Source organism: uncultured Shimia sp. (genome assembly GCF_913054185.1).
Taxonomy (GTDB): domain Bacteria; phylum Pseudomonadota; class Alphaproteobacteria; order Rhodobacterales; family Rhodobacteraceae; genus Shimia.
In genome coordinates this window covers 23635-30753 of the sequence record NZ_CAJXIV010000042.1, presented here as the reverse complement: position 1 = coordinate 30753, position 7119 = coordinate 23635, and the positions used below count along the sequence as shown (strand labels likewise).

The following is a 7119-nucleotide window of genomic DNA, read 5'->3' as shown; positions in this document are numbered from 1 at the left end:
CCCTCCTAAGGGGCAGGTTATTGGTTCGAATCCAATCGGGGTCACCATTTTTCTTTTCTTAAGCTAAGCTCATGGCTGAGCTGTCGGCGCCAGTTGATATTGCGCATTTGATGGCCTACGCCTTCGTCACAAAAGTTTTTTGAGGATATTTGATATGTCAATTTTGGGGCGGTGGTCGCTTGCCAAAAAGGTGGCCATTTGTGTGGGTACACTTGTGTTGGTGGTGTGCGTGGTTGGGTATTTGGCGTTTGCGCGGTATCTGGCCTCAGAGGACACCCAAGCGGTCAAATGGGATTTTTCCACGGACTTAGCGACGGCATTGCAAAGTGGCTTGGACGCGGAATTGACAGCCAATCCGGGACGCAATGCTGCGGCCCTATATGTCATTGCGCCAGGGCTAGATTTGGATGCTGGTTTTGTAACGGGCTTTGCTGACCCTGAAGCCAAAGAACCGATGACCCTTCAGCACGACGTCAGGGTCGCCAGCGTCACAAAAAGTTATGTTGCGGCGGCAGCGTTTGCGCTTGAGGAACAGGGGGCTCTGTCATTGCAGACATCGGTGCGTGACAGCGTGTCGCCAGAGCTTGTCGCGCTGATTGAGGCGGATGGCTATGATGTTGACAAGATCACGTTGTTTCACCTGATAAGCCATCGGTCAGGCATTCCCGATTACGCGTCTCATCTACTGTATCAGGCGCAAATTGTTGGATATGATCTTTGGGGACATGGCCCGGAGTGGACGGTGCGCTCCCAACTGGAGTTTGTGCTCAAACACGAAGACCCCCTTTTTGAACCGGGCACAGAGTATGCGTATTCTGATACGGGCTACATCTTGCTGGGGGATGCCATTGAAAACGCCACCGGCCAAGATTTGGCCTCTGCGGTGCGCGCGGCCATTGGATTTGAGGCTTTGGGTCTGACAGAAACATGGTGGGAAGTGTTTGAAGCACCAGCGGGTGCACATCCCAGGGCCCGCCAGTTTGTTGGTGGGTTTGATGCAAGCGATGTTGACGCGTCGATAGATTTGTTTGGTGGTGGCGGGTTGGTTGCAACCCAAAGGGATGTTGCACATGGCATGCGCGCCATTGTAACGGGATCGATGTTCGGTGAGCCGCAAACAAAAATGCGCATGCGGGTGCCAACGGAGCGGCACTACGGGGCCGGTCTGTATCGCATGCATTTCACACCTGAAACGTGTTTTGGTCATGGCGGGTTCTGGGGTCTGTTGGTTGCGCATTGCCCCGAACATGACATCACAGTGGCGCTCACTTACACGCAGGCGAACGCGGGTGGTCAGGGGTATACGTTGAATGAAATCTTGAAAGGCCTGGTGGCACGACAGGAGGCGCAATAAATTCCAGCCCATCAGTTGAGGTGTTTTGGCAACAGTGTTTTAGGCATGTTTGATAGTTCTGGTTGATGAATTTTCTGAGGTCACTACCAAAGGTGCTGAGTATTCAACCTTAGGAACAATTATGACTATCTCAAAACTGCTTTTAGGCGTTACTCTCTCCCTGAGCGTTGCGGCATGCACCACTGTGGAAGGCCCTTCTGACAAGGCGGTTTCCGTCAGCTATAAAAACGAAGCCGGTAGTAGCTATTTGGCTGGGTATAATCCTGTACCGGTGCGGGCGGCAGTTGGTAAAAAGAGTGTGCCGGCGATTTGCCAAATCACATCGCCAAATTTTCAAAGCCCGTCTTTCCAATCCCCTGCCAAAGTGAACCTGCCGGCATACAGCCGCGATGCACAGAAAATCACGCTGAGCTGCACCTACGAAGAAGAGACAAAAGCCATTACCGTTTCGCCGCAAAACCTATCGGCCAAAGCGCGTGCTGGGTCCGCCATTGGGGTTGCGCTCTTGTGCCCGATTTGTGGGGTTGGCGTTGCAGCTGCCGGAGCGGCCAAAAACAAAGACAGTGATATCTATGGGTTCGTCAATTTGGACCTGTCTTTCGACGATTAAAGTTCGGCCTAATTTGGCCGTCCCGTAAAAAAAAAGCCCCGGTGTTTCCACCGGGGCTTTCTGTTTGTCAGACCAAGCAGAGCTTAGTCTTCTTTTTTCTCAGCAACGATCTCTTCGCCGGTTTCCTGATCCACAATCTTCATGGACAGGCGCACCTTGCCGCGGTCGTCAAAGCCAAGCAGTTTGACTTTCACTTCCTGACCTTCTTTCAGAACGTCAGACGGGTGGTTCAGGCGGCGGTTCTCGATTTGAGACACGTGCACCAGACCGTCGCGTTTACCGAAGAAGTTCACAAACGCGCCGAAGTCGACGATTTTCACAACTTTACCGGTGTAGACTGCGCCTTCTTCCGGCTCTGCCACGATCGAGTGGATCATGTCGTAAGCCTTCTTGATGGCTTCGCCGTTTGGCGAGGCAATCTTGATCACGCCTTCGTCGTTGATGTCGACTTTGGCGCCGGACACTTCAACGATTTCACGGATGACCTTACCACCGGAGCCGATCACTTCACGAATCTTGTCGGTTGGGATGTTCATGGTCTCGATGCGTGGGGCGTGTACGGAGAATTCCGCAGCACCTGTGATCGATTTGTTCATCTCACCAAGGATGTGCATGCGGCCGTCTTTGGCTTGTGCAAGCGCTTTTTCCATGATTTCCGGTGTGATGCCCGCAACCTTGATGTCCATCTGCAGCGAGGTGATGCCGTTTTCGGTACCTGCCACTTTGAAGTCCATATCGCCGAGGTGGTCTTCGTCACCCAGGATGTCAGACAGGATCGCGTAAGAGCCGTCGTCTTCGAGGATCAGGCCCATGGCCACACCTGCAACGGCGGATTTCAGAGGCACACCTGCGTCCATCATGGACAGGGAGCCACCACAAACGGACGCCATGGAGGACGAGCCGTTGGATTCAGTGATCTCGGAAACGATGCGCACGGTGTATGGGAAGTCGGTTGCCGCTGGCAGAACGGCCTGAAGGGCGCGCCATGCCAACTTACCGTGACCAATTTCGCGACGGCCGGGAGGGCCCACGCGACCAGCTTCACCAACCGAGTAGGGTGGGAAGTTGTAGTGCAGCAGGAAGTTGGATTTGAAGTTGCCGTGCAGCGCGTCGATGAATTGCTCATCATCGCCGGTGCCCAGAGTGGTCACAACCAGACCCTGTGTTTCACCGCGGGTGAACAGAGCGGAGCCGTGGGTCCGTGGCAGCAGGCCAGTTTGGCACACGATGTCGCGGATTTCGTCGGTTTTACGACCGTCGATGCGGGTGCCGGTTTTGACAACGTCACCGCGCAGGATGCCGCCTTCGAGCTTCTTCAGAGCAGAACCGAGGTTCGCGTCTTCAAGCTGCTCTTCTGTCAGTGCGGCTTTGATCGCGTCACGTGCAGCGGCAACAGCGGCGGTGCGCTCTTGCTTGTCGGTGATCGCAAATGCAGCGCGCATCTGTTCTTCGCCAGCCGCTTTCACAGCTTCGTAGAGGTCGGCGTAATCAGGCGCCTGGAAGTCAAACGGCTCTTTTGCGGCGTCTTCGGCCAGATCAACAATCAGGTCGATCACAGGCTGAATGGCGTCGTGTGCAAACTTCACCGCACCAAGCATCTCTGCTTCGGACAGTTCGTATGCTTCGGATTCCACCATCATCACGGCGTCTTTGGTGCCGGAAACAACCAGGTCGAGACGCTGATCAGGGTTCTGACGCAGGTCCTGCATGTCGTCTACGGTTGGGTTCAGGATGTAGTCGCCACCTTCAAAGCCAACACGTGCAGCAGCCACTGGGCCCATGAACGGTGCGCCAGAGATAGTCAGAGCCGCGGAGGCCGCGATCATGGCAACCATGTCTGGGTCGTTGACCAGATCGTGGGACAGCACGGTGCACATCACCAGAACTTCGTTTTTGAAGCCTGGGACAAACAGCGGGCGGATCGGACGGTCGATCAGACGCGCAGTCAGTGTTTCTTTTTCGGTTGGGCGCGCTTCGCGCTTAAAGAAGCCACCCGGTACTTTACCGGCGGCGTAGTATTTCTCTTGGTAGTGCACGGTCAGAGGGAAAAAGTCCTGACCGGGCTTTGGTGCCTTTGCAAAGGTCACCGCGGCCATTACGGAGGTTTCGCCCAGAGTGGCGATCACACAACCGTCGGCCTGACGGGCTACTTTGCCCGTTTCCAGTGTGAGCGTTTCTTCGCCCCACTGCATGGATTTTGTTGTTACATCGAACATCATCGTATCCTAGCTGGGAGATCAACCGGGCGTATCCCAGGTCTCCCGTTTGAAAATAGCGGCCCCATTGCCGCCGACCTCTTCTATCTTTCTTTGATGTGCCGAGGTCAGGCACAACGTCTCAGATGGTCGGCCCATATCGGAAAACAAGGGGTTTGGAAACCAAATTCTCGGTCAGTGGCACCCCGAGTGGGGAAGGCGCAGGGGCTCAGTGATTTCAGCGTCATCACATAGGCAACACATTGTTTACGGCACAAAAGTGGCATTTTAGGAAAATCTGGGCGATAGTGTGACTGACAGAATCGCGGCTAGGGGGCTTGCTGCGAGGATAACGTAATGCGCAAGTTGTGCGCCGGTTGTGAGATAAGTGCCATGAGAGCCCCGTTTACCCTGATCCTAACCATCGGCATGGCGGCAATGTTTTTTGTCGCCGGATGTGCTGAGACCACCAGTCTTGAAAACCCGGTAGGAGCTGCAGACGCGGCACCTGAGGCGGTTGTGACCAAGAACGCTGTTGCAGAGTCGGAACCGCAGGGTCCCCGCATTTTGGCGATGGGTGACAGTATGATGGCCTGGCACACATTCACGGGGCAGTCGATCCCGCACACCATTGAGGGGGTTCTTGGTGAACCGGTCTACAACACAGCAATCAGTGGCGCGAAGATTACCTATAAGCTGCCCTTGTCCGGCGCGATGGGCATGCGGATCGAAAACCAGTATCGCAAAGGAGACTGGGACTGGGTGGTGCTTAATGGTGGCGGCAACGACCTGTGGCTGGGCTGCGGCTGTGGCAAATGCGCGGGCAAACTGAACAAGATGATTTCTGAAGACGGCAAGCGTGGTGTGATCCCGATGATGGTGCAGAAGTACCGCCACGCAGGGGCGCAGGTGGCGTGGGTGGGATATCTTCGCAGCCCGGGCGCATGGTCGCCGGTGGAAGGCTGTCGCGATACCGGCAATGAGTTAGAGCAGCGCATCAACAAGCTGGCGGCGATTGATCCGGGTGTGCATTATGTATCGTTGGCGGATCTCGTGCCAAACGGGGATCGCAGCTTTCACACGTTTGATATGATTCACCCGTCGATCAAAGGCAGTCGCGAAATTGGCAAGCGGGTGGCGTCGGTGATCGCGGCACACGACGCAGCACGATAAGATTGCAGAAATCAAAATCTTAGCCCCATCGCACTGCGGTGGGGTTTTGTCGTTTTGGCGCCTCAAACAGTGTGGTTGCATATTCCGACAAAATTTGTCAGATAAGGATCGCCTAGCCAGACATCCTCCAGATCAGCCCGGGTTTTTCAGACATGACACGTGATTGGATCGCGTGAAGGAGCCTTTGGCATGGTGAAGATTTTTGAAGATTTACTGGCAATAGACGGGATGGCGCGGAAGGCAGGATGTGGCCTAAAGCCGGAAGTGCGTGCGGCCCTTGAGGCAAGTTTGCGGTTCCCGGCAAAAGCGGCTTCGCCGATGCCAAATCCTGACGACATGACCGGGCCTTTGCCGAACAATGTTTTGCGACTTGATGTGCGCAGCCAGGCCTCCAGCCGGAGAAAAGAAGCATGAGCACTCAGACCAAACCCATCAAACATCGGTGCCACGAGGTGTTGGAGACTGTCGGGTGTGACGACTTTGAGATTGGGCTGTTGCCGATTTTGCGCCACCTTTGCGTGAGCGCGCGGAGTGCTGACCCCAAAAGTTGGAGCCGCGCCTTTGACATTGCCGTGGAGCGCTATGGTGAGGCAATTGGATTGCCGGCAGCGCATGGCTTGCACAAGATTGTGCTGAGTGTTTTTGCCTGTCGCGCCGGAGGCCTAGAGGTGAAAGACCCGCTGGACACGGACGCGCGCAAGGACATCACGGACGATGAGGTGCAGATGTTGTCGATGGTGCATCATATGCGGCGGGACAACTCGGCAGCGGCAAGGTCGGCTGTTGCGTTTGTCACACGTGGGCGCATGGACCCGGTGTTGATCCGCACGGGGCTTACTTTTGCCAACCGCTTTCCAGCGGGCCTGGGGCGCCATGCGCGCAAAGTGGCGCGGTCAAAGCTGTCGGTTGTGGCCTGACCCGTTTCTTGCGCTTTGGGTAGATGGCGCTTTCTAGGCGCAGGATTCGGGTCGCTTCACAATCGGCTGTTTCGCTAGGTCTTCTCTTGTTCCAAAACAGGAGAACAGATCGATGGAATTTGCAAATAAGACATTTATCGTGACGGGTGCGAGCAGCGGCATTGGCGCAGCTGCGGCGCTTCTTTTGGCCTCACGTGGGGCCAATGTTGTGCTGGGGGCCCGTCGCGAAACGGAGCTTGCGCAGATTGCGGGGCAGATCGCGCAAAGCAATGGGCGTGCGGTTTGGCAGAAATCTGATGTGACCAACAAAGACAATATGACCGCGCTTGTTGCGTTGGCTGAATCCGAGTTTGGTGGATTGGACGGCGCGTTTAACAATGCCGGGCTGGTTGGAGAGATGGGGCCTTGTGAAGAGCACACCGGTGAGAACTGGGACGCGGTGATTGCCACCAATCTGACCAGCGCGTTTCTCTGTGCGCAAACACAAATTCCCGCGATGAAACGCCGTGGCGGCGGGGCGATGGCCATGACGTCGTCGTTTGTTGGGGTGAGCAATGGCGGGATGGCGGGCATGTCGCCTTATGCGGCCGCCAAGGCAGGTGTGGTTGGGCTGGTTCAGAACTTGGCTGTGGAACTGGCGGGGGAAGCCATTCGGGTCAATGCTGTGCTGCCTGGCGGTACAGATACTGCCATGGCGCCACAGGATGACGAGACCCGAGACTTTATTGCCGGGCTGCACCCGATGGGGCGTATTGCAGACCCCAAAGAGGTTGCTGAAATGGCGGCGTTTTTGCTGTCAGATCGGGCCAGCTTTGTAACTGGGCAAGCCCATTCGGTGGACGGTGGTGTCGCAGCGCGTTTCGTCTAAAA

Annotated in this window: 7 protein-coding genes; 6 read left to right on the top strand and 1 reads right to left on the bottom strand. The window is 55.8% G+C overall.

Annotated elements, in window-relative coordinates:
* Nucleotides 1-154: 154 nt before the first annotated feature.
* Both QZ517_RS10550 and QZ517_RS10545 read left to right on the top strand, forming a co-directional pair.
* Nucleotides 155-1354: a serine hydrolase domain-containing protein gene (locus QZ517_RS10550; RefSeq protein ID WP_294226349.1), complete on the top strand. Its 1200-nt coding sequence runs from the start codon at nucleotides 155-157 to the stop codon at nucleotides 1352-1354.
* A 121-nt stretch (nucleotides 1355-1475) separates the two neighbouring features.
* Nucleotides 1476-1964: a hypothetical protein gene (locus tag QZ517_RS10545; protein ID WP_294226346.1), complete on the top strand. Its 489-nt coding sequence runs from the start codon at nucleotides 1476-1478 to the stop codon at nucleotides 1962-1964.
* Between the two features lie 83 nt (nucleotides 1965-2047).
* Here QZ517_RS10545 and pnp read toward each other — a convergent pair whose 3' ends face one another.
* Nucleotides 2048-4180, bottom strand: coding sequence for a polyribonucleotide nucleotidyltransferase (gene pnp, locus QZ517_RS10540; RefSeq protein ID WP_294226342.1), 2133 nt, complete (start codon nucleotides 4178-4180; stop codon nucleotides 2048-2050).
* A 372-nt stretch (nucleotides 4181-4552) separates the two neighbouring features.
* Between pnp and QZ517_RS10535 the strand changes: the two genes are divergently transcribed.
* From QZ517_RS10535 to QZ517_RS10520, 4 genes are all read left to right on the top strand, one after another.
* On the top strand, nucleotides 4553-5332 hold the full coding sequence (locus QZ517_RS10535) for an SGNH/GDSL hydrolase family protein (protein WP_294226339.1): 780 nt from the start codon (nucleotides 4553-4555) through the stop codon (nucleotides 5330-5332).
* A 189-nt stretch (nucleotides 5333-5521) separates the two neighbouring features.
* On the top strand, nucleotides 5522-5746 hold the full coding sequence (locus tag QZ517_RS10530; protein WP_294226336.1) for a hypothetical protein: 225 nt from the start codon (nucleotides 5522-5524) through the stop codon (nucleotides 5744-5746).
* Nucleotides 5743-6249 carry a hypothetical protein gene (locus QZ517_RS10525; protein ID WP_294226333.1) on the top strand — a complete coding sequence of 169 codons (507 nt, stop codon included), beginning with the start codon at nucleotides 5743-5745 and terminating at the stop codon, nucleotides 6247-6249. The genes QZ517_RS10530 and QZ517_RS10525 overlap by 4 nt, the downstream gene beginning before the upstream one ends.
* 112 nt (nucleotides 6250-6361) lie before the next feature.
* Complete coding sequence (locus QZ517_RS10520; protein WP_294226330.1) at nucleotides 6362-7117, top strand: SDR family oxidoreductase; 756 nt, start codon at nucleotides 6362-6364, stop codon at nucleotides 7115-7117.
* Nucleotides 7118-7119: the final 2 nt, after the last annotated feature.